Origin of the sequence: Exiguobacterium sp. s91 (assembly GCF_018618915.1) — a bacterium.
Classification (GTDB): Bacteria; Bacillota; Bacilli; order Exiguobacteriales; family Exiguobacteriaceae; genus Exiguobacterium_A; species Exiguobacterium_A abrahamii.
The window spans coordinates 583,677-605,785 of sequence record NZ_JACSMZ010000001.1; the positions used below are offsets into that span (position 1 = coordinate 583,677).

Here is a 22,109-nt window from a genome sequence, read left to right on the forward strand (position 1 = left end):
TGAACGTGCAAGCATTTTTTCGAAAACCTAAAAAGTTCGTCACGCTGACTTCGAAGGAGCAGCGTGTCGATGTGCCAGTTGGCCTAATGACGAAGTGTCCGAAATGTAAATTAATCCAATATACGAAACAACTGGAGGCGAACTTACGTGTCTGTTCATGTGGGTATCATCACCCGTTGACCGCGCAAGAACGTTTTACGCAATTATTCGATGAAGGTTCGGTGACGTATTTCGACTTACCGGCAGTTCAAGCGGATCCGCTTGGATTCCAGGATTACCCGGAAAAATTAAAGGGCGACCAAGTCAGAACGGGTCTTGAGGAAGCGATCGTCTGTGGCGTCGGGAATGTGAATGGTCACCCACTCGTCGCTTGTGTCATGGATGCACGATTCCGGATGGGTTCGATGGGTGCAGCGGTTGGTGCTGCGATTTCTGAAGCGGTTCGTTACGCAACGAAACATCGTCTACCTGTCACGATTTTCTCCGCTTCAGGTGGAGCACGGATGCAAGAGGGAATGGTTAGTCTCATGCAGATGGCGAAATCGAGTCTCTTCTTAAAACAGCATTCAGATGCTGGACTACTTTATATTTCTTGTATGACTCATCCGACGACCGGCGGGGTATCAGCAAGTTTTGCGATGCTCGGTGACTTTAACATCGCTGAACCGGGGGCGTTGATCGGATTTGCAGGTCGACGGATCATCGAACAGACGATACGTGAAAAACTACCGGAAGATTTCCAAACAGCAGAATTCTTATTACAAGCAGGTCAACTGGACGATGTCGTATCACGACATGATCTGAAAACGTACTATACGCGAATCTTAAAGCTACATGCGGAGGGAACGAACCATGCAACCATTTGACCAACCAGTCATCGCGTTACGCGAAAAAATTCTTGAGCTCCATGATATGGCGGAAACACAAGGACTAGACTTCAAGGAAGAACTTCAACTTCTTGAAGAACGCCTTCATCGGTTAGAACTCGATATTTACGGGAATATGAAAGCGTGGAATCGCGTTCAATTGGCACGTCATCCAGAACGTCCAACAACACTCGATTACATTGAATCCATTTGTGAAGATTTCATCGAACTGCACGGCGATCGTCATGGATATGATGATGCGGCAATCGTCGGTGGAATCGGAACACTGAATGGTCGTCCGGTGACGATCATCGGTCATCAACGCGGAAAAGATACAAAAGAAAACATTCGTCGTAATTTCGGGATGCCACATCCGGAAGGGTATCGAAAAGCACTACGTCTCATGCAACAAGCGGAGAAATTCAATCGACCGATCATTACGTTCATCGACACGAAAGGGGCTTACCCAGGACGTGCAGCAGAAGAACGTGGTCAGAGTGAGGCCATCGCGAAAAACCTGTTTGAGATGGCTGGTATGACGGTTCCAATCATCTCAATCGTCATCGGTGAAGGTGGATCAGGTGGTGCTTTAGGAATCGGAGTGTGTGACCAACTCTTGATGCTCGAGAATTCAACGTATTCGGTCATCTCTCCTGAAGGTGCTGCAGCATTGTTGTGGAAAGATGCAAGTCTTGCGGAGAAAGCGGCAGAATCGATGAAGATCACAGCACCTGATTTATTACGACTCGGGATCGCTGATGCCATCATTCCAGAAGTCGTCGGAGGGGCGCATCTCGATGTGTCATTACAGGCGGATAAATTAAAAACTGTATTGGTACAGAAGCTCGAATCATTGGTTCACCTGACCAAGGAAGAGCTCATTGATCAGCGGACCGAAAAATATCACCAAATTGGCACATAAGCACCATGTAATCGCTATCATGATTGATATTCCTCATTTCCGGAATCGGTAATGAAAAAACAAGTGAAAGTTTATGCAATCTGCCCTGTTGTAAAACAAGAAAACAACGTGCTATTTTAGATTCAGATTAATGGAGAGGTGATTAACGTGAGTTTAAAACGGATTGCTGTCTTAACGAGTGGCGGCGATGCACCAGGTATGAATGCCGCGGTGCGTGCTGTCACGCGTAAAGCGATTTTTCATGGCTTAGAAGTATTTGGTGTTTATAACGGCTATCAAGGATTAATCAACGGGGACATCGTCCAGTTGAACCTTGGGTCAGTCGGTGACATCATTCAACGAGGCGGAACGTTCCTACGTTCAGCACGTTGCCCTGAGTTCCGTACAGAAGAAGGACGAGCAAAAGCGGTCGTCAATCTTAAGAAATTTGAAATTGATGCACTCGTCGTCGTAGGCGGAGACGGGTCGTATCGTGGTGCCCAAAAATTGACGGGACTTGGCTTCCCGACAATTGGACTTCCAGGTACGATCGATAACGATATTCCTGGAACGGACTATACGATCGGTTTTGATACAGCGCTCAACACGGCGCTTGAAGCGATCGATAAAATCCGTGATACGGCATCGTCGCATGAGCGGACGTATGTCATTGAAGTCATGGGACGCGATGCGGGTGATATCGCATTATATGCAGGACTTGCTGGTGGAGCAGAATCGATTCTTGTTCCTGAGCGTCCTGAAGATTTAAAAGAAGTCCTCGATCGCATTCAAAGTGGTGTCAATCGCGGTAAGAAACACTCAATCGTCATCGTCGCTGAAGGTGCAGGTCGTGCTCAGGACGTTGGAGACGCTATCGCAAAAGAAACAGGTCTCGATACACGCGTCACGGTTCTTGGTCACGTTCAACGTGGTGGAGCACCAACGGCAGCGGACCGTGTACTTGCAAGTCGGATGGGGGCGCATGCCATCGAAATCCTACTTCAAGGAAAACAAGGACGTGTCGTAGGTGTACGTGGTGGTAAGATGATCGATCTCGATATCGATGAGGCACTCGACGAAAATAAACATGAGCTGGATCTTGATATTCTCGAGCTTTCAAAACAGCTTTCGATTTAACGAACGTCGATAGGATTGGAATGGACAAGAGAACTTGGCCAAACACCGTAGGAGGTTTATGGAATATGCGTAGAACTAAAATTGTATGTACGATTGGACCGGCGTCAGAAAAACGTCTTCCAGAAATGATTGAAGCAGGTATGAACGTCGCTCGTTTGAACTTCTCACACGGCGATTATGAAGAACACGGTGCACGTATCACGGATATCCGTCGTGCAGCGAAAGAAGCAAACAAAATCGTTACGATTCTTCTTGATACGAAAGGACCAGAAATCCGTACACATTCGTTTGAAGAAGGAAAAGCGCTTCTCGAACGTGGTCAAGAAGTCATCATCGTTAGCGGAGACGCAAACGAAATCGTCGGAACGAAAGATAAATTCTCTGTCACGTATGAAGGACTCTATGATGACGTCGAAGTTGGTTCGATGATCATGCTTGATGACGGTCTCATCGGTCTTCGTGTCACTGAAAAACTTCCGAACCGTGAGCTTCGTTGTTCAATCGAAAACGAAGGCGTCATCAAGACGAAAAAAGGCGTTAACTTGCCAAACGTGAAGGTTAACCTTCCTGCTTTGACAGAAAAAGATATTGCGGATATCGAGTTCGGTATCAAGAGCGATATCGATTTGATCGCGGCATCTTTCGTGCGCCGTGCGTCAGACGTCGTTGCGATTCGTCAATTGCTTGAGAAAAACAACGCGAGCCACATCAAAATCTTCCCGAAAATCGAGAACCAAGAAGGTGTCGATAACATCGAAGAAATCCTTGCGATTTCGGACGGTTTGATGGTAGCGCGTGGTGACCTCGGTATCGAGATTCCAACGGAAGAAGTCACGCCAACTCAAAAAGACTTGATCAAGCTTTGTAACGACTTCGGTAAACCAGTCATTACAGCAACACAAATGCTTGACTCGATGCAACGTTTCCCACGTCCAACACGTGCTGAAGCATCAGACGTCGCGAACGCGATTCTTGATGGTACGGATGCAATCATGCTTTCAGGTGAGACAGCAGCAGGGGACTACCCAATCGAATCTGTCCAAATGATGCATTCGATCGCAAAACGTACAGAAAAAATGCTCGACTACAAGCTCTTGTTGAAAGATCGTCAGACACGTAGTGAGCACACAGTGACGGATGCAATCGCTCAAGCGGTTACGCACACTGCGATCAACTTGGACGCAAAAGCAATCTTGACACCGACACAATCGGGTTACACGGCTGCACGTATCTCGAAATACCGTCCAGAGCCAAACATCGTCGCTGTTACACCAAGCGCACGTGTCGCACGTCAGTTGAACATCGTATGGGGCGTGTACCCAATCGTCGTTGATCATCTTTCAGACAACACGGATGACATGTTGACACTTGCTGCGGACACAGCAAAAGACGCTGGTTTCGTCACAGACGGTGATCTCGTCGTCATCTCAGCTGGTATCCCTGCTTTGACTGCTGGTACAACGAACATGTTGAAAATCCACATCGTCGGTAAAGAGATCGCAAACGGTCGTGGGATCGGTGAGCGTGGAGTCGTTGGCGAAGTCGTCATCGCAAACAATGCTGAAGAAGCAAACTCTAAAGCGAAGCCAGGCATGATCCTCGTTACGAACTCAACTGATCGTGACATGATGCCTGCAATCGAGATGGCTGCAGCGATGATCACAGTTGATGGCGGATTGACAAGCCATGCTGGAATCGTTGGACCATCACTCGGTAAACCAGTCATCGTTGGTGTCGAAGATGCATTGACAGTCTTCAAAGACGGTCAAATGATCTCAATCGATCCATTGACAGGTAAACTATATAACGCATAATCCATTCATGACGGACGTGACTTAGGTCATGTCCGTCTTTTTTTGTATGAGGAGGACGTATGGAAGCTTATCTTTTTTTGATTGCCCTCGTCTTCATCGGGGTCATCGCACAAAATAAATCATTAATCATTGCTGCAGCCTTCCTGCTGATCATCAAGGCAATCGGGCTGGATGGTAGACTGTTTCCGTCCTTGCAGGCAAAAGGAATCACGTGGGGCGTCACATTGATCACGGCAGCGATCCTCGTACCGATTGCAGCAGGGGATATCGGATTTAAGGAGTTGCTCCAAAGTATTCGGGGACATATCGGCATCATCTCATTTTTATCAGGAATTTTTGTTGCAATCGTCGCGGCACACGGTGTTGGACTGATGAAAGAAGATCCACTCGTGACGACAGCCTTGCTAGCTGGAACGATTCTTGCAGTAGGACTTTTCCGTGGGGTACCGGTCGGACCATTGATTGGTGCTGGAATCGCGGCGCTCGTCATTGGAATGTGGGATGTCATCGCAAAAGCGTTCACAGGATGAGCCGAATCAGCAAAGTAACTGAATTAATTTTTTGATAATAGTATGCAAGTTCATTCACTTTTTGGGTATTTTTGTTTATACTAAGAACAGAAACAAGATGGTCTATTCAAGAGTACAGCGCTACAAGCATGGGGAACGACTCTTGAGTGGACGTCTTTTTTTCAATACGGAAATGAAAGCGTTTTAAATTTCTGGGGAAAAAAAGGGGGATTATTGTCATGACGCAAACTAAAGGTTTAGAAGGAATCGTCGCGACTTCATCGAAAATCAGTTCGATCATCGATGGTCAATTGACGTATGGCGGTTATACGATTGATGATTTGGCGGAGCACGCCTCATTTGAGGAAGTCGTCTTCTTGTTGTGGAACGACCGTCTACCAAAAGAAGAGGAATTGAAGCAACTATCGGAAGCACTTATTTCCGAAGCAACGGTTGCGACTGCCGTTCTTGAAACGATGAAGGCAGCACCGAAGTCGGCGAATGCGATGGCGACGATTCGAACAGCGCTCTCTCAACTCGCGCTTTACGATGAGACATCGGAAGATATGTCGACTGAGGCGAATTACGCTAAAGCCATCAAATTACAGGCACAAATCGCAACACTCGTCACAGCTTACGCTCGTATCAAAAAAGGACAAGAGCCGATCGCACCTAAAACAGGTCTTTCATACGCAGGAAATTTCTTGTTCATGTTGACTGGTGAAGAGCCAACGGAAGTTGCAGAAAAAGCCTTTAACCAAGCGCTCGTTCTTCACGCTGACCACGAGTTGAACGCTTCGACGTTCACAGCACGCGTGTGTGTCGCGACACTCTCTGACGTCTACTCAGGTGTGACGGCAGCGATGGGCGCATTAAAAGGACCACTTCACGGTGGCGCGAACGAAGCCGTCATGAAGATGTTGTTAGAAATTGATTCGGTTGAAAAGGTTGACGAGTATGTTCATAATAAACTTGAGAACAAGCAAAAAATCATGGGCTTCGGTCACCGTGTCTACAAGGACGGCGACCCACGTGCGAAGCACCTTCAAGAAATGAGTCGTCAGCTGACTGCTCAAATCGGGGAGCCGAAATGGTATGAGATGTCAGTTAAGATCGACGAAATCGTCCAATCGGAAAAAGGATTGAAACCAAATGTTGATTTCTATTCCGCTTCTACGTACCATGCACTTGGACTTGATACAGAACTATTCACTCCAATCTTTGCAGTAAGTCGGATGTCAGGTTGGTTGGCGCACATTTTAGAGCAGTATAGCGATAACCGTCTGATTCGCCCGCGTGCAGACTACACGGGTGAAACGCACCGGACATACGTGTCCATCGAAGAACGTTAAAAGGACGGGGAGGAGCAATCCTCTCCTGATTTTTGATGTAGATTACAATTACTTAAGGGGGATTTTTAGACATGGCTACACTTCAAGGCGAAAACATCACAGTAACTAACGGTACACTTCAAGTTCCAAACGCTCCAATCATTCCGTTCATCATTGGTGACGGAACAGGACCTGACATCTGGAACGCAGCTGTACGTGTGTTTGATGCGGCAGTTGAAAAAGCATACAACGGTGAGAAGAAAATCGAATGGAAAGAAGTCTACGCTGGTGAAAAAGCATTCAACAAAACAGGCAACTGGTTACCAGAAGAGACACTCGATCTCATTCGTGAGCACATCATCGCAATCAAGGGACCACTGACGACACCAGTCGGCGGCGGAATCCGTTCGTTGAACGTTGCTCTACGTCAAGAGCTTGATTTGTACACATGTCTTCGTCCAGTTCGTTACTTCACAGGTGTTCCTTCACCGGTTAAACGCCCAGAAGATACAGACATGGTCATCTTCCGTGAAAATACTGAAGACATCTACGCAGGAATCGAATACGCAGAAGGTAGCGAAGGCGCTGCAAAACTGCTTCAGTTCCTTCAAAACGAAATGGGTGTCAATAAAATCCGCTTCCCTGAGACATCTGGTCTTGGAATCAAACCGATTTCAAAAGAGGGAACAGAACGCCTCGTTCGTGCAGCAATCGAATATGCACTCGAGAACAAACGCGCTTCGTTGACGCTCGTTCATAAAGGAAACATCATGAAGTTCACTGAGGGTGCTTTCAAAAACTGGGGTTATGAGCTTGCTGAGCGTGAATACGCAGAGCACGTCTTCACTTGGAACCAGTACGATCGCATCAAGGAAGAAGAAGGAACAGATGCTGCGAATAAAGCACAAGCAGACGCAGAAGCTGCTGGTAAGTTGATCGTGAAAGACTCAATCGCTGATATCTTCTTACAACAAATCTTGACTCGTCCAAAAGAGTTCGATGTCGTTGCGACAATGAACTTGAACGGTGACTACATCTCGGATGCACTTGCTGCACAAGTCGGTGGTATCGGAATCGCACCTGGAGCAAACATCAACTACATGACAGGTCATGCGATTTTTGAAGCCACTCACGGTACAGCACCGAAATACGCTGGACTTGATAAAGTCAACCCATCGTCTGTCATCTTGTCAGGCGAAATGATGTTCCGTCACCTCGGCTGGAACGAAGCGGCAGATCTCATCATCAAATCGATGGAAACATCGATTGAATCGAAAGTCGTCACATACGACTTCGCACGTCTCATGGATGGTGCGACTGAAGTGAAGTGTTCTGAATTCGCGGACGAACTCATCAAAAACATGTAATCCGATCAGGAGGAATGAGTCGATGAACAGACGGAAGAAGATCGCAGTCATAGGAAGTGGCTTTACGGGCGCAACGACAGCACTCTATCTTGCTCAGCGAGAGCTAGGAGATGTCGTCCTCGTCGACCGACCTGAGCAAGAGAATCCGACGAAAGGAAAGGCGCTCGATATACAAGAGGCAGCGCCGATCCTCGGGTTTGATGCTTCAGTAAAAGGGACATCGAACTATGCCGACATCAACGGTGCGGATATCGTCGTCATCACTGCCGGTATCGCTCGGAAGCCGGGTATGAGCCGCGAGGACCTCGTGAGTACGAATGCTGCCGTCATGACAGCTGTGACGAAGGAAATCGTTGCGCATGCACCGGAATCGATCATCATCGTTTTGACGAATCCTGTCGATGCGATGACGTATACGGTCTATCAAGCATCTGGTTTTCCGAAAGAGCGTGTCATCGGTCAATCCGGTGTCCTCGACACAGCACGCTTCCGGACATTCTTAGCAGAGGAACTGAACGTTTCTGTAAAGGATGTATCGGGATTCGTACTCGGCGGACACGGGGATGACATGGTGCCACTACTGCGCTATTCTCAGGCGGGAGGTATTCCAATCGAGAAACTGATATCCAAGGAGCGGTTAGATGCGATCGTTGACCGAACACGTAAAGGCGGCGGTGAAATCGTTCAGTTACTCGGAAACGGTTCCGCTTACTACGCACCGGCAGCAGCAATTGCTGAGATGGTCGAGGCGATCTTGAAGGACCAGCGACGTATTCTACCTGCCATTGCTTATCTCGAAGGCGAATATGGATATGACGATATGTATTTCGGTGTACCGGTCATTCTTGGCGGAAACGGTGTCGAGCATGTCTATGAACTCGAACTGACGACTGAGGAGCAAGAGGCTTTGAATCGCTCTGCCTCTACAGTCCGCTCTGTACTCGACTTATTAAAATCTTGATTCTAAAAAAAGACGAACTTGTCACTTTCGACAAGCTCGTCTTTTTTCATCTCGTCATAATCGATGAGGAGAAGCATAGTGCGATAACTTGGCATACCAAGGGCAGACCAATATAAGAAGAAACGTCAGCCAAGGAATCAAGTATCCGATTCGAAGGAAGTAACCTTGGTGTTCCATATGTAGGTGTTGTGAGTTTTGACAATGTGGACAGGGCAGTCCGTGAGCAGACCAGATTAAATGATAGATTGTTCGAGCAGACCAGGATTGACGACAAACGGTGCATCGTGCCACGTGAGTGCCTCCTTTCATTCATAGGTTTATTGTGTAAAGTGTGTTTTTCACAACATACGATACACATAGGCGAAAAGTTCCAATTTTAATAAACATGTAGAAAAGATGATTGTATTAGGGTAAGGACAAAGGTACGTCATTTTATTCCACTAAGGGGGATGCCACATGCGCGCCGTAACGTACCAAGGAGCAAAAGATGTTCAAGTTAAACAAGTCCAGGATCCATCGATTGATAAAAACGATGATATCATCGTCAAAATCACATCGACTGCAATTTGTGGATCAGATTTACACATCTATCAAGGAAATATGCCGGCTCACAAAGATTATGTCATTGGTCATGAACCGATGGGCATCGTTGAAGAGGTTGGACCAGGTGTGACGAAGGTCAAGCGTGGCGACCGCGTCGTGTTACCGTTTAATGTTGCTTGTGGTCACTGTTTCTTTTGTGAACATGATATGGAGAGTCAATGTGATAACTCGAACGGAAATCCCCATGTCGATACAGGTGGGTACTTCGGTTTTACAGAAGAGTTTGGTGGACATCCCGGTGGTCAGGCGGAATATTTAAAAGTTCCGTTCGGGAATTTCATGCCACTCGTGATTCCTGAATCATGCGAATTAGAAGATGAGGCATTATTGTTCTTATCTGACGTTTTACCTACGGCGTATTGGAGTGTCCTGCATGCGGGTGTGAAAAAAGGAGATACGGTCGTCGTACTCGGATCAGGACCAGTTGGACTAATGACACAAAAATTTGCATGGATGCAAGGAGCAAAGCGAGTCATTGCGGTGGATGATCAAGTGTATCGATTAAATCATGCTAAAGTCACGAATAAAGTCGAGACAGTAAATTTCTCGGATCACGCAGAAAGTGGTGCGTATATTAAAGAGCTAACACAAGGTGGAGCAGACGTCGTCATTGATTGCGTCGGTTTTGATGGGAAGATGTCCCCTGTAGAAAAAATTGAACAAAAGATTGGTCTGCAAGGTGGAACGTTGAGTGCCATTGACATTGCAAAGGACGCTGTCCGGAAATTTGGTACTGTGCAGTTGACAGGCGTCTACGCTAAAAAATATAATCAGTTTCCGCTTGGCGATTTCTTTACCCGAAATATTACGCTGAAAATGGGACAAGCACCAGTCGTTCATTTGATGCCGGAACTGTTCCAGAAAATCATCAATCAAGAATTTGATCCGACGGATATCGTGACACACCGAGTGGCACTTGATGATGCTGCTTCTGCCTATCAGACATTTAATGATCGGACAGATGGATGTATCAAGGTCGTCTTGAAACCATAAGCTATATCATACTCAAACAGCCCATCCGATTTTTGGATGGGCTGTTGTACATCATAGGATTAAAAGAAGAAGACGGGCCACAGAATACCGACGGCTAGTCCGAGTAACAGACCGACGAACACCTGAAATTCGGTATGACCGACGAGCTCATTCAGGAGAGGAGTCTCATGGCGAATTCCTTTGAAATAATCATTGAGTAGTTTTGCCTGAACACCGACTGCTTGTCTGACACCGGTCGCATCATACATGATGATTGTCGCAAAGATGACAGCCAGTGCGAAAATCGAAGACGAGAAGCCCTCCTGAAAACCGATGACAACGGCTAAGGCGACGACAGTCGAACTATGTGAACTAGGCATACCACCGGAAGCAAACATGATTTCCAGGTCGAACTTTCGTGTCCGAACCAAACTCGTGACAAGCTTCGCTGCTTGAGCGATGAACCACGCCGTGATGGCTGCAAAAAGGGGATGGTTCCATTCCATACATTCTACCTCCTACAATTAACGATATGTATTGTTTCCCCATTTTATTAGCTTTTACACGAACGATCTAGTTGGATTCGGCATCTCCTTTAAAGATTGTGTAAAGAAACAGCAGAAAGATTTGTGATTTTCCTGTGAAAGTCGGTAAGATGAAGACAGACGAAGCGGATTCCACGGAATTCCTCATTCGAAAGAACGAAACTTGAGGGGGATGCAAGGTTTGAAAGATAAAATTATCGTGGTAGATGATGAATTGTCGATTGCAACACTATTGAAGTTTAATCTAGAACAGGCTGGTTTCATCGTCGAAACGGCACATGATGGGATGTCAGGTTTAAAATTAGCGGAAAAACAAGATGCCGCACTGATCGTACTGGATCTCATGTTGCCGGAACTCGACGGTCTTGAAGTATGTAAACGGCTACGCCAACAGAAAATCAATACGCCGATCTTGATGCTGACGGCAAAGGATGATGAGTTCGATAAAGTCCTTGGTCTTGAACTCGGTGCGGACGATTATCTGACAAAACCATTTAGCCCACGTGAAGTCGTCGCCCGTGTGAAAGCAATTTTACGACGAATGAGTCATCAGACAACACCTTCGGAAGAAGTGACGGATGGGACGATTCTGATTGGTGATGTCAAGATCGTTCCAGATAACTACGAAGCTTTCAAAGCAGAAGAGCGTCTTGAACTGACACCTAAAGAATTCGAATTGCTCGTATATCTTGCTAAAAATAAGGGACGTGTCCTGACACGAGATCAACTGTTATCCGCAATCTGGAACTATGATTTCGTCGGCGATACACGAATCGTGGATGTGCACATTAGTCATGTTCGTGAAAAAATCGAGCCGAATACGAAAAAACCGATTTATATCAAAACGATTCGTGGTCTCGGGTATAAGATGGAGGAGCCGAAACCGGAATGAGTAAGTATCGCAAGCGGTTCATCTTTAAAATGTTTTCGTTCATCAGTCTCGTGCTGATTGCACTCGGTTTCTTACTTGGACAATCCTTCAAAGAGTTCTATGTCCAAAATGAAAAAGAAAAATTGATGGATGAGACTTCTCTTGTCGAGACAATCTTACAAGGACGCGATGTTTCGGAGATGGCCCAGTACGTAAATCAATTGTACGCTGAATCGAACTTCGACATGATTTTATTCAATGGTCGGGGTGAGATCATTGCTGGTACACCGGTTGATGTGACGAAACTAAAAGTCGCGACTCTTAATTTTTCAGCGATTCCTGATGAGGGGACGTTTGAATCGAAAACAGATGACAGTGTCGTCCAATTCACGAAGCCTGTTCCGACAGCGGACGGTGGCGAGGTGTACGTCAGTTTCATTCGTTACGCAAAAGACTTAAACGTCATTTATTCACGGATTTGGACGGTCATCATCCTTTCTCTAGTTGCGTCGTTATTGGTTATATTCTTGACGATTTATCGATCGACGAAACGATTCCTTCGACCGATCGCGGAGGCAACCGATGTCCTGCACGAACTGTCGCATGGAAATTACAAGTCACGCGTCTATGAGTTGTCGGCACCCGACGAATCACGCGATTTAGGGCGCTCCATCAATCTACTAGCGCGCAATCTCGAGAACGCATCTTCTGGTGAAGCGATGCAACGGGCGCGTCTTGAATCCTTGATCGAGTACATGGGAGCCGGTCTCATGTTGATTGATGAAAAAGGCTATGTCCTGCTCGTCAACCGGACGTATCGGGAAATGTTCAACATTCATGAACCGTCTAGCGGGAAGCTGTACTATCGTGTACTTCCAAACGAAAAGATGAGCCAGGTGATTGAAGATGTCTATCTGACGGAAAAACCAAATCGAAAGCAGTCGAGTGTGCGATTCGGCATCAATAGTCGGACGTTCATGGTCAGTGCCGCTCCGATTTTCGATAAGAACGGTCGCGTGCAGGGAACGACCGTTGTCTTTAACGACATCACGGAAATCAAAAAACTGGAACAAATGCGCAAAGACTTCGTCGCGAATGTCAGCCATGAATTAAAGACACCGTTGACGTCCATCAAAGGGTTTGCGGAAACGTTACTCGATGGTGCGCAAGAGGTTCCGGAAATCCGAGAACAATTTTTACGGATCATTCATGACGAATCGGAACGGATGCAGACATTGGTGGAAGACTTGCTTGAACTCTCTCGTCTAGAACAGGATAATTATCAACTCGAGACAGCAATCGTTGATGTGACAAGTCTCGTTCGGGAAACGGCAGCACTCCTGGACCGACGAGCAACAGAAAAAGAGATGACGATTCATATCGAAACGGAAGAGGAAGTCTTCATTCGAGCAGATTTGAATCGATTGAAACAGGTCGTCGTCAACTTGGTCGCGAATGCGTTGAATTATACGCCAAATGGTGGCAACGTCTGGATTCAGCTCGAGGATGGGGAAGAGTCTGTCCAGCTCATCATCAAAGATGACGGAATTGGCATCCATCCGAAAGAAACCCAACGGATCTTCGAACGTTTCTATCGCGTCGATAAGGCAAGAAGCCGCAATTCTGGGGGAACGGGTCTTGGACTAGCTATCGTCAAACACATCGTCGACCTTCATCATGGTGAAATCGAAGTCGCTTCAGAAGAGCAGAAAGGGACGACATTTACGATTCGTTTACCAAAACATGGCTGAATTTCACAGTGGATTCACATTTCCTTAATAGACGTATCTTATGATGAAAGTACCTTCTTCATCATCTGTATGGCGACTGGATCAGCTCCCATGTCGTCATGCCCTTGGCGATTGACTCCCCGTGAGTCAATCGTCTTTTTTTGGTCATTTTTAGCGAACAAATGTGTGTAGAGTGATACAATAGGAACAGAAAATCGATTAAAGGGGCGTAGATGATGGAAAATAAATTGCTATTGATTGATGGGAACTCGTTGACCTATCGGGCGTTTTTCGCCTTACCACCAATGACGGATGCGCAAGGACGAAATACGAACGCAGCTTATGGCTTTACGATGATGTTATTGAAGTTGCTCGAGGAAGAACAACCGACACATATGCTCGTTGCCTTTGATGCTTCGAGTGAAACGTTCCGTCATGATGTCTATCAGGAGTATAAGGGAAGTCGGGAAAAGACACCGTCCGAACTACGTGAGCAATTCCCGATCGTCCGGGATATCTGTGAAGCGCTCGGTATTCAAATGATGGAACTCCATCGTTATGAGGCAGATGATTTGATTGGTACGCTCGCACGAACGATGCCGACGGATCGGACGCGGATCGTCACAGGTGATAAAGATTTACTTCAACTTGTCACGGATAAGGTCGAAGTCTTGATCACGAAGCGTGGGATCACGGACGTCCAGTGCATGACGGAGGAACTGTTCGCAGAGACGTATGGTGGTCTCAAACCGATTCAAATGATTGACCTGAAAGGGTTAATGGGGGATAAGTCGGATAATATTCCAGGGATTCCTGGGATTGGTGAAAAGACGGCAGTTAAATTAATTTCGGCATATGGTTCTGTCGAAGGACTGTATGAACATGTTGAAGACTTAAAAGGTAAGCAGAAGGAAAAAGTCATCGCGAACGAAGAGTTAGCACGACTATCGAAAGAACTTGCGACAATTAAAGTCGATGTCCCGCTCGAGACGACGCTAGATGATTTGCAAATTCGCGACGTTGATACCCAAGTGCCGTATTCGTTGTTCCAGTCGCTCGGCTTCAAATCGTTGACGAATCGATTCGCCCCTGTCGTCAAAGAAGAGGATAAAGAGCAGTTGAACGTCGTGACGATCACTTCACTTCCTGAAGACGTCACCGATGCGGTGTTGCTTGCTGAACAGTTGCGAGAGGATTACATGGAAGAGGACATCATCGGGTTTGCGATCGCAACGCCTGACACGATCTATGTTGCTGCCCCAACGCTGGTCGAGGATCCGGCATTCCGCCAATGGATCGAGTCGGAACATCGGAAGATTTGTCTTGATGCCAAACAAGTCGCATTCACGTTGCGTAAGCACGGCTTAACCTTAAACGGTTATGAGGATCTGTTATTAGCGGGTTACTTATTGAACTTAAGTGGTGGCACGACGCTCGCTTCAATTGCTGGTCATTATGCATTGATGGCACCGAACGAAGAAGCAGTCCTCGGTAAGGGAGCCAAACGTCTAGCCCCAGCGGATGACGTATTACATCCTTATCTTGCAGAAAAGGCACGGATGATTGAGTTATTGTTCCCGAAAGTTCGGGAAGAGTTGAAGGCGAATCAGCAATATGAGCTGTATGAAACACTAGAGCGTCCATTGTCAGGTGTCCTCGCTGAGATGGAGTGGACCGGGATTCGTGTCGACGTCGCGACGCTCCAATCGATGCAAGCAGATCTTGCCGGGCGTCTTACAGAACTTGAGACGTTGGTCTTTGAAGCGGCAGGTGAGTCGTTCAATATCAATTCACCGAAACAACTTGGTGTGATTCTGTTTGAAAAACTCGAACTGCCCGCCTTCAAGAAAACAAAGACCGGCTACTCGACTGCCGCAGACGTCCTTGAAAAACTGCGTCCGCTGCATCCGGTCATCGATCACATCATGTTATACCGGGAGCTCCAAAAATTACAGTCGACGTATGTCGAAGGCTTACAAAAAGTCATCAAGGAAGACGGAAAGATTCACACCCGTTTTGCTCAGACGATTGCCCAGACAGGTCGTTTAAGTTCGGTCAATCCGAACCTTCAGAATATCCCGATTCGGATCGAAGAAGGACGGAAGATTCGAAAAGCCTTCGTTCCGAGTGAGGCAGGCTGGTCACTGTACGCTGCCGACTATTCACAAATCGAATTACGTGTCATGGCCGATATGTCGCAGGATCAGACGCTTGTCGATGCATTCTTACATGATGAGGATATCCATACTCAAACGGCAAGTAGTGTCTTTGGTGTTGAACCGGAGGATGTCACAGGAAATATGCGGCGTCAGGCGAAAGCCGTCAACTTCGGCATTATTTATGGAATCAGCGATTATGGACTGTCACAAAACTTGAACATCACGCGGAAGGAAGCACAATCGTTCATCGATCGTTATTTCGAGCTGTTCCCGCAAATCAAACAGTTCATGGATACGGCGATTGAAACGGCACGAGCGAATGGATTCGTCGAAACGTTGATGAACCGTCGCCGTAACATTCCGGATATCAATTCGAAAAACTTCAACTTACGCGGTTTTGCGGAACGTACGGCAATCAATACGCCGATTCAAGGTTCGGCTGCGGATATCATTAAAAAAGCGATGCTTGATGTTCATGCTGCCTTACAGGCATCTGATCTGAAAGCGCGTTTGTTATTACAAGTACACGATGAATTGATTTTTGAAGCACCAGACGAGGAACTCGACGCTTTACAAGCGCTTGTCAAACAAGCGATGGAGCAGACCGTCGAACTATCCGTACCGCTACGCGTCGATGGGGGCGCAGGACATACGTGGTACGAAACGAAGTAAGCAAGGAGGAATAGACGTGCCTGAATTACCTGAAGTCGAGACCGTTCGCCGCAGTTTAGAACGTTCGGTCTCTGGAAAAACAGTCTCTTCCGTCAAAGTCTACCACCCGAAAATGATTCGGGGGATGGAAGTGGCACCATTTGCAGATGCCTTACATCAAGAACGGATCGAACGCGTCGAACGTCGCGGTAAGTTCCTACTCTTTGATTTTGATCGTTTTTATCTCGTCAGCCATTTGCGGATGGAAGGGAAGTACTTCCCGTATCCACAACCGGTCGAGCGGGATAAACATACCCATGTCGTCTTCCGATTCACGGATGGTTCGGAGCTGCATTACAATGACGTCCGGAAGTTCGGAACGATGGAATTGCGTGATAAGGAAACAGCGATGCAGACTGCTCCACTGGCACAGCTGGAGCGTGAACCGTTTGATCCGGAGTTCACAGCAGAAGTGTTAGCGGAGAATTTAATTCGTAAAAAAAGAAGTCCAATCAAAACGGCACTGCTCGACCAATCCATCTTCCTTGGTCTCGGTAACATCTATGTCGATGAGACCCTGCATGCGGCACGTGTCCATCCGTTGACGAAGGCTGGTGCCTTGACGCTTGATGATATTTCACGCATCCATCAAGCCGGTGTCGACGTCTTACGACAAGCGGTAGAAGCAGGGGGAAGTACGATCCGAAGTTATGTCTCACCTTCCGGAAAAGGTGAGTTCCAGCTTCAACTCGCGGTATACGGTCAAAAGGGCGAACCATGTCCCCGTTGCGGCACTGCCATTGAAAAAATCAAAGTCGGTGGACGAGGAACGCACTTCTGTCCGACGTGCCAACAGGTCGCCTTATGAGGGTTGGTCTGACGGGCAGTATCGCCACCGGTAAAAGTACGGTCTCTAGTTATCTGAAGCAAAAAGGAATAGCGGTCATCGATGCGGATCTTGTTGCGCGAGAAGTCATTGAACCAGGAGGGCGAGCCTATGATGGGGTCAAGATGGCCTTCCCGGAAGCATTCGAGGAAGGACGTCTCGTTCGTCCAAAACTTGGACAAATCATTTTTCAGGATAGCGAAAAACGACAACAGCTGAATCAGTTGATGCACCCAAGTATTCGACGACAGATGCTTGATGAAGCAGATGCCTATGAACGTTCAGGACATTCGCTCGTCGTATTTGATATTCCGTTGTTACTTGAAGGCGATTGGCGGACGCTGTTCGACCGTGTCGTAGTCGTGTATTGTCCGGAAAACATGCAGTTAAGACGATTGATGCAACGTAATGACCTATCGGAAGAAGAAGCATATGCACGTATTCATTCGCAACTTAGCATTGAACAGAAAAAAGAGCTTGCGGATGATGTGTTCTTCAATGATGGGAGTCTTGATTCGTTATATCAACAAATTGATAAGTGGTTAGTATTATATGACACCGATAAGCATGAGAGTGGTACATGAAAAGTGTGAAGTGAGAGAAGTTTCCATCTTCTCTCACTTTTTTTAGAGAACATAATGAAATCGCTTACATTTCATGATATAGTTCTATCTGTAAACGGAGCTACATCCGTCACATTGAAGGGGGATCCGCACATGGGAGTCAAGGTGGCAGTCAATGGTTTTGGTCGAATTGGTCGAATGGTCTTTCGACGTCTGATCGCTGAGGGGAAAAGCGAAGTCGTAGCAATCAATGCAAGTTATCCAGTCGAAACACTCGCACATTTAATCAAGTACGACACGGTACATGGGAAATTCAATTATTCGGTCGACATCATCGATGGGGCGTTGATGGTTGACGGAAGACAAATTCAAATCGTCAGTGAACGCAATCCTGAACTATTGCCGTGGGGGGAACTCGGCATCGATATCGTCGTCGAAGCGACAGGAAAGTTCAACTCAGATACGGGTGCTGCGAAGCATTTAGTGGCAGGCGCAAAAAAGGTCGTCATCACGGCACCTGCTAAAGGGGATGTCCGGACGATCGTCATGGGTGTCAATGACGACATGTATGATCATGAAACAGATGCTATCGTTTCGAACGCATCGTGTACGACGAACTGTCTCGCACCTGTCGTGCAAGTCATCGACCGGGCATTCGGAATCGAATCGGGTCTCGTAACGACGGTTCACGCGTTTACGAACGATCAAAATAATATTGACAATCCGCATAAGGATTTACGACGCGCCCGTGCATGTGGATCATCGATCATTCCAACATCGACAGGTGCGGCAAAGGCGATTTCTCTCGTCTTGCCACATTTGGAAGGAAAATTGAATGGACTCGCGCTTCGTGTTCCGACACCAAACGTCTCACTCGTCGATCTCGTCGTCGAAGTCAGTCGCGATACGACAGTTGCTGAAGTGAACGAAGCGTTCACGAAAGCAGCGGACGGTGCGCTTGAAGGCATTCTCGGAATGACGATGGAACCGCTCGTTTCGATCGACTTCAACGGAGAAGAGCGTTCGACGGTCGTCGATGGACTCTCGACAATGGTCATGGGTGGTCGTCAAGTGAAGGTCCTCGCTTGGTACGATAATGAATGGGGTTACTCCTGCCGCGTCGTCGACCTCGTACACCTTGTTTCGGCGCACTTAGAGGCGATGGGAACGGTTGAAAAAGAACTTGAATTGAATTAATGACAACGGGCAGATCCCAGTAACGACGGGACCTGTCCCGTTTTTTTTCTAGAAATGTATTAATTTTTGAAATTTATCCTTGTGTATCTTTTTGATACTCGCTATAATTCAAATCGTGAACTTCAATCGGTCTGGCAATCGCAGCTTAAAGGGTTAGGACCTCTCTGGACTAACTTTCCCCCGTGGGTGCGAACGACTCAGGCGCAAAGTAAGTGATCAACTACTTTGAAGACCATTGAATGTAGGGGGGATCCACAAATGGATACTATGGGAAGACACATTATTGCAGAACTTTGGGATTGTAATCCTGAAAAATTGAACGACATGGAATTCGTTGAACGACTTTTCGTTGACGCAGCACTTCAAGCAGGTGCAGAAGTACGAGAAGTAGCATTCCACAAGTTTGCACCACACGGCGTCAGTGGCGTCGTCATTATCTCTGAATCGCACTTGACGATTCACAGTTTCCCAGAGCACGGGTATGCATCGGTTGATGTCTTTACTTGTGGGGATCGGATCGATCCAGCCATCGCAGCGAACTACATTGCTGAAAAGCTCGATGCGAAAATCCGTGAAAATGTCGAAATTCCACGTGGTATGGGACCAGTTCAAGTTCCAGCGGCTACTGTCCAGCACGTCAACTGACAACACACACGAATTCGTCAAGCCCTCGTCGTTCAGACGAGGGCTTTTTAATATGTCTGACGTCTGTTATTCTTAATAGTAGAAGAAACAAAGAAAAGAGGATGACCATGGGACTGAAGGAACGCTTGCAAAAACAGCTAGAGACATCCGATACACATAAAAACGAAAATTTACGCACACACTACTATGCGGCAACAGTCGAGATGTTGTTTGCTGGTTTAGAAAATATCTTAAAGCAAGAGGGCGGGACAGTTCGTCGTGTTGACGCGGAACGTGGAGAACTCGCTTTTACATTAAAAGAAGTCGACGGACTCGCGACCGTCATTATGGTGGCGGGCGGACGTACGGCCGTCGATCTATTCTTACATCGTGAAAGTCTTCTCGGACCTGATCTCGAAAAACACATCGAGCGAATCTATGCATCACTTGATGCGGGATATCGATTAAAAATGATTGGAACAAAAGAAATCACGTGAACGGAGGTACGGCATGCGCTGTCCAGCCTGTAATTTTAACGGAACAAAAGTACTGGACTCAAGACCGGTCCAGGATTTCGGTTCGATTCGGAGGAGACGTGAATGTGAGTCTTGCGGCTATCGCTTTACGACTTTCGAAATGGTCGAACAGACCCCTTTAATCATCGTAAAGAAAGACGGAACACGCGACGAGTTCAATCGTGATAAAATTTTGCGGGGACTAGTGCGTGCCTGTGAAAAACGACCGATTTCGATTGAACAGCTAGAAACAGTCGTCAGTCGGGTCGAAAAGGCATTGCGGGCGACGGCTCAGCATGAGATTCCAAGTGAGCAGGTCGGACGTCTCGTGTTAAATGAATTAGCTTCCGTCGATGAAGTGGCATACGTCCGCTTTGCGAGTGTTTATAAACAATTCAAGGACATCAATGTCTTCTTCCAAGAGCTCTCTGAGCTGATGGAGCGACATCAAGAAAATGACCGTGAAAATTGAACGTGATATAAGAGAGGTCGTCTGTCCGGTCAGCGCACCTCTCTTTTTCTCCCTAAGGAAAGGACGAGTCAGATGGTAGAACGTGAACTTTCCGGTACCGATCTTTGCTTAGTGATGAGCAATGGTGTCGTCGACCGTGAAGCCTATCAATCTTTATATTATTTGTACCAGCCGATCATTGGTGTCAAAGCACTTGGACTCTATCAAACGTTTTGGAGCGAGATGATTCCGGGAAAAACAAAATCCCAATACATCTCCCATGCAGAACTCGGAACGCTACTTGGTTTTTCCGTCGATGAATTCAAGGAAGAGTTATTCAAGCTAGAAGGGATCGGTTTGATCCGGACGTTCGAAGCGCGCCAAGCCGCGTATCGCTACATCTATCAAATCCGAGTGCCGCTTGCGCCAAACACTTTCTTGAATGACGGAGTGTTATCGAGTCTGCTATTCTACCGCGTCGGTGAAATCCGGTTCCGGTCGTTACAGCATCGTTTCCGGACCGAGCCGCTTCCGAAGAATATCGTTGATCGGACGGTCAGGTTTGATCAAGTGTTCGATGTGAAAGCTGGTCTTGCTTCTGCGCATCAACCGAAGGCCTATGCGAAACAGGAACGAGCAGTATATGAATTCGATTATTCGTTTGATTTAGAAGAGATGAAACGTCAAACCGATCGCTTTTTACCACGGAACTTTTACTCAAAGGCAATCGATCATCTGCTCGTAAAGCTTGCGTACGTCACGCAGTCGAATGAAGCATTGATGGCGGAACTGTTGAATGCCCGTTTCCGTCACGAAGCATACTTGCCGATGACCGATGCTGAGAAACAAGAACGTTGCAAACAGATGATGTTGTCAGCGAAACAAAAACTCAGCCGCGAGAAAAAAGCGAAGGTCGCCTCACTCGATACAATCGAGGTCGGAGACGTCGAAGCGACAGAAACGATGGAAAGCACCCATCCGAAGCATTATGTCGCGAAGTTGCGGAAGGTCAAAGCGTTATCAGAGCGAGATGAAGAGTTGATCCAACAATTGATCATCGATTATGAGATGTCGTCTGGGATCGTCAATGCCGCCTACTACTATGCGCTCGTCGTCAAAAAAGACAATCGCTTCAGTAAGAACTTCCTCTTATCCATCGTCGATGATTGGAAACAGAAAGGGTACGTGACAGCATCCGAGGCACTGGCGAAGACGCAGGAGCAAGATGATTTGATTGCGAAGAAGCAGGAGCAAAAACAAGAACGAGCGCGTCAGACCGTTGGTGGACGTCGGGGACGGGCCAGCAATACGAACGGCGGTCCGAATCCGAAGTGGTTGCAAGAAGAGAAGGCGAAACAGCAACAGTATGAAGCCTCTAAAAAAGCGAGTTTCGAAGCGGATGTTCCAGACGATGAAGAGATGGAACGAATCTTACGAGAACTGAAGGGGAACTAAA

The 22,109-nt window shown here is 47.0% G+C and carries 20 protein-coding genes; 19 read left to right on the forward strand and 1 reads right to left on the reverse strand.

Annotated elements, in window-relative coordinates; translation table 11 throughout:
* The first annotated feature begins 5 nt into the window (after positions 1-5).
* From accD to KNQ06_RS02940, 9 genes are all read left to right on the forward strand, one after another.
* Positions 6-866 (forward strand): acetyl-CoA carboxylase, carboxyltransferase subunit beta, encoded by an 861-nt coding sequence (gene accD, locus KNQ06_RS02900; protein ID WP_023469040.1) that lies wholly within the window; start codon positions 6-8, stop codon positions 864-866.
* A complete protein-coding gene (gene accA, locus KNQ06_RS02905; protein WP_023469039.1) occupies positions 853-1,788 on the forward strand; it encodes an acetyl-CoA carboxylase carboxyl transferase subunit alpha in 936 nt (311 codons plus the stop codon). The genes accD and accA overlap by 14 nt, the downstream gene beginning before the upstream one ends.
* Positions 1,789-1,935: 147 nt before the next feature.
* On the forward strand, positions 1,936-2,904 hold the full coding sequence (gene pfkA / locus KNQ06_RS02910; protein ID WP_029342336.1) for a 6-phosphofructokinase: 969 nt from the start codon (positions 1,936-1,938) through the stop codon (positions 2,902-2,904).
* 65 nt (positions 2,905-2,969) lie between these two features.
* On the forward strand, positions 2,970-4,718 hold the full coding sequence (pyk, locus tag KNQ06_RS02915) for a pyruvate kinase (protein ID WP_050677653.1): 1,749 nt from the start codon (positions 2,970-2,972) through the stop codon (positions 4,716-4,718).
* 59 nt (positions 4,719-4,777) lie between these two features.
* On the forward strand, positions 4,778-5,248 hold the full coding sequence (locus KNQ06_RS02920) for a DUF441 domain-containing protein (protein WP_023469036.1): 471 nt from the start codon (positions 4,778-4,780) through the stop codon (positions 5,246-5,248).
* Positions 5,249-5,466: 218 nt separating this feature from the next.
* On the forward strand, positions 5,467-6,579 hold the full coding sequence (gene citZ, locus KNQ06_RS02925; RefSeq protein WP_053454034.1) for a citrate synthase: 1,113 nt from the start codon (positions 5,467-5,469) through the stop codon (positions 6,577-6,579).
* Positions 6,580-6,650: 71 nt separating this feature from the next.
* Positions 6,651-7,925 carry an NADP-dependent isocitrate dehydrogenase gene (icd, locus tag KNQ06_RS02930; protein WP_149427711.1) on the forward strand — a complete coding sequence of 425 codons (1,275 nt, stop codon included), beginning with the start codon at positions 6,651-6,653 and terminating at the stop codon, positions 7,923-7,925.
* Between the two features lie 22 nt (positions 7,926-7,947).
* Positions 7,948-8,886, forward strand: a complete 939-nt coding sequence (gene mdh / locus KNQ06_RS02935) for a malate dehydrogenase (protein WP_214771107.1) — start codon at positions 7,948-7,950, stop codon at positions 8,884-8,886.
* A gap of 456 nt (positions 8,887-9,342) precedes the next feature.
* Positions 9,343-10,482, forward strand: a complete 1,140-nt coding sequence (locus KNQ06_RS02940; protein WP_035396552.1) for a zinc-dependent alcohol dehydrogenase — start codon at positions 9,343-9,345, stop codon at positions 10,480-10,482.
* Positions 10,483-10,541: 59 nt separating this feature from the next.
* Here KNQ06_RS02940 and KNQ06_RS02945 read toward each other — a convergent pair whose 3' ends face one another.
* Complete coding sequence (locus KNQ06_RS02945) at positions 10,542-10,967, reverse strand: divergent PAP2 family protein (protein WP_133207611.1); 426 nt, start codon at positions 10,965-10,967, stop codon at positions 10,542-10,544.
* Positions 10,968-11,178: 211 nt separating this feature from the next.
* On the opposite strand from KNQ06_RS02945, the gene KNQ06_RS02950 reads away from it, so the two are divergent.
* The 10 genes from KNQ06_RS02950 (at position 11,179) to KNQ06_RS02995 (ending at position 22,108) form a co-directional block, all read left to right on the forward strand.
* Positions 11,179-11,898, forward strand: coding sequence for a response regulator (locus KNQ06_RS02950; protein ID WP_369815309.1), 720 nt, complete (start codon positions 11,179-11,181; stop codon positions 11,896-11,898).
* Complete coding sequence (pnpS, locus tag KNQ06_RS02955) at positions 11,895-13,628, forward strand: two-component system histidine kinase PnpS (protein WP_050677648.1); 1,734 nt, start codon at positions 11,895-11,897, stop codon at positions 13,626-13,628. The genes KNQ06_RS02950 and pnpS overlap by 4 nt, the downstream gene beginning before the upstream one ends.
* 212 nt (positions 13,629-13,840) lie before the next feature.
* Positions 13,841-16,438, forward strand: coding sequence for a DNA polymerase I (gene polA / locus KNQ06_RS02960; protein ID WP_214771104.1), 2,598 nt, complete (start codon positions 13,841-13,843; stop codon positions 16,436-16,438).
* A gap of 16 nt (positions 16,439-16,454) precedes the next feature.
* Positions 16,455-17,285 (forward strand): DNA-formamidopyrimidine glycosylase, encoded by an 831-nt coding sequence (mutM, locus tag KNQ06_RS02965; protein ID WP_035396555.1) that lies wholly within the window; start codon positions 16,455-16,457, stop codon positions 17,283-17,285.
* A complete protein-coding gene (gene coaE, locus KNQ06_RS02970) occupies positions 17,282-17,887 on the forward strand; it encodes a dephospho-CoA kinase (RefSeq protein ID WP_214771101.1) in 606 nt (201 codons plus the stop codon). Before mutM ends, coaE begins: the two co-directional genes overlap by 4 nt.
* Before the next feature lie 132 nt (positions 17,888-18,019).
* On the forward strand, positions 18,020-19,063 hold the full coding sequence (locus tag KNQ06_RS02975; protein ID WP_058264727.1) for a glyceraldehyde-3-phosphate dehydrogenase: 1,044 nt from the start codon (positions 18,020-18,022) through the stop codon (positions 19,061-19,063).
* Positions 19,064-19,321: 258 nt separating this feature from the next.
* A complete protein-coding gene (speD, locus tag KNQ06_RS02980) occupies positions 19,322-19,708 on the forward strand; it encodes an adenosylmethionine decarboxylase (protein WP_023469024.1) in 387 nt (128 codons plus the stop codon).
* A gap of 107 nt (positions 19,709-19,815) precedes the next feature.
* Positions 19,816-20,184 carry a hypothetical protein gene (locus KNQ06_RS02985; protein WP_023469023.1) on the forward strand — a complete coding sequence of 123 codons (369 nt, stop codon included), beginning with the start codon at positions 19,816-19,818 and terminating at the stop codon, positions 20,182-20,184.
* A 13-nt stretch (positions 20,185-20,197) separates the two neighbouring features.
* Complete coding sequence (nrdR, locus tag KNQ06_RS02990) at positions 20,198-20,674, forward strand: transcriptional regulator NrdR (RefSeq protein WP_023469022.1); 477 nt, start codon at positions 20,198-20,200, stop codon at positions 20,672-20,674.
* A 72-nt stretch (positions 20,675-20,746) separates the two neighbouring features.
* On the forward strand, positions 20,747-22,108 hold the full coding sequence (locus KNQ06_RS02995; RefSeq protein WP_214771098.1) for a replication initiation and membrane attachment family protein: 1,362 nt from the start codon (positions 20,747-20,749) through the stop codon (positions 22,106-22,108).
* The last annotated feature ends 1 nt before the right edge of the window (position 22,109 follow it).

Bases quoted from the DNA above. Each gene is read 5' to 3' on its own strand.
- accA (WP_023469039.1), top strand. From the start codon at position 853: ATGCAACCATTTGACCAACCAGTCATCGCGTTACGCGAAAAAATTCTT.
- pyk (WP_050677653.1), top strand. From the start codon at position 2,970: ATGCGTAGAACTAAAATTGTATGTACGATTGGACCGGCGTCAGAAAAA.
- KNQ06_RS02920 (WP_023469036.1), top strand. From the start codon at position 4,778: ATGGAAGCTTATCTTTTTTTGATTGCCCTCGTCTTCATCGGGGTCATC.
- citZ (WP_053454034.1), top strand. From the start codon at position 5,467: ATGACGCAAACTAAAGGTTTAGAAGGAATCGTCGCGACTTCATCGAAA.
- icd (WP_149427711.1), top strand. From the start codon at position 6,651: ATGGCTACACTTCAAGGCGAAAACATCACAGTAACTAACGGTACACTT.
- mdh (WP_214771107.1), top strand. From the start codon at position 7,948: ATGAACAGACGGAAGAAGATCGCAGTCATAGGAAGTGGCTTTACGGGC.
- KNQ06_RS02940 (WP_035396552.1), top strand. From the start codon at position 9,343: ATGCGCGCCGTAACGTACCAAGGAGCAAAAGATGTTCAAGTTAAACAA.
- KNQ06_RS02945 (WP_133207611.1), bottom strand. From the start codon at position 10,967: ATGGAATGGAACCATCCCCTTTTTGCAGCCATCACGGCGTGGTTCATC.
- KNQ06_RS02950 (WP_369815309.1), top strand. From the start codon at position 11,179: ATGCAAGGTTTGAAAGATAAAATTATCGTGGTAGATGATGAATTGTCG.
- pnpS (WP_050677648.1), top strand. From the start codon at position 11,895: ATGAGTAAGTATCGCAAGCGGTTCATCTTTAAAATGTTTTCGTTCATC.
- polA (WP_214771104.1), top strand. From the start codon at position 13,841: ATGATGGAAAATAAATTGCTATTGATTGATGGGAACTCGTTGACCTAT.
- coaE (WP_214771101.1), top strand. From the start codon at position 17,282: ATGAGGGTTGGTCTGACGGGCAGTATCGCCACCGGTAAAAGTACGGTC.
- KNQ06_RS02975 (WP_058264727.1), top strand. From the start codon at position 18,020: ATGGGAGTCAAGGTGGCAGTCAATGGTTTTGGTCGAATTGGTCGAATG.
- speD (WP_023469024.1), top strand. From the start codon at position 19,322: ATGGATACTATGGGAAGACACATTATTGCAGAACTTTGGGATTGTAAT.
- KNQ06_RS02985 (WP_023469023.1), top strand. From the start codon at position 19,816: ATGGGACTGAAGGAACGCTTGCAAAAACAGCTAGAGACATCCGATACA.
- nrdR (WP_023469022.1), top strand. From the start codon at position 20,198: ATGCGCTGTCCAGCCTGTAATTTTAACGGAACAAAAGTACTGGACTCA.
- KNQ06_RS02995 (WP_214771098.1), top strand. From the start codon at position 20,747: ATGGTAGAACGTGAACTTTCCGGTACCGATCTTTGCTTAGTGATGAGC.